The sequence below is a fragment of the Halomonas gemina genome (assembly GCF_023554995.1).
Lineage (GTDB): Bacteria > Pseudomonadota > Gammaproteobacteria > Pseudomonadales > Halomonadaceae > Halomonas > Halomonas gemina.
The window spans coordinates 1-255 of the sequence record NZ_JAMJPK010000048.1 but is presented as its reverse complement, the minus strand read 5'-3'; the positions used below and the strand labels follow the sequence as shown (position 1 = coordinate 255).

Here is a 255-nt window from a genome sequence, read left to right as displayed (position 1 = left end):
AGGGCGCTGACGAGACCGCCGCTCGATAGAGCCGGCCACGCCAGCAAGCGAGACGCTCCCTTCATCGAGATCGGAGCCGCTCTTTAACAATCGATCAGGTAATTCATGTGGGCGCTTGTCGGGATGTCGGTGACCAGTCACTGCAACATTCAAGGCAAGCGACTCGTCAAATGAGACGTTTGAACCTTGAGCCAGGTTTGGTTCCACCTTAGGAACTATCAGACTTTAAACTGAAGAGTTTGATCATGGCTCAGA

1 protein-coding gene is annotated in these 255 nt (G+C 52.9%); it reads right to left on the bottom strand.

The annotated features are described in order from the left end of the window. Positions 1–207 (bottom strand): hypothetical protein (locus M8009_RS19465; RefSeq protein WP_250064044.1); only part of this gene is annotated, 207 nt, incomplete at its 3' end. Between the last annotated feature and the right edge of the window lie 48 nt (positions 208–255).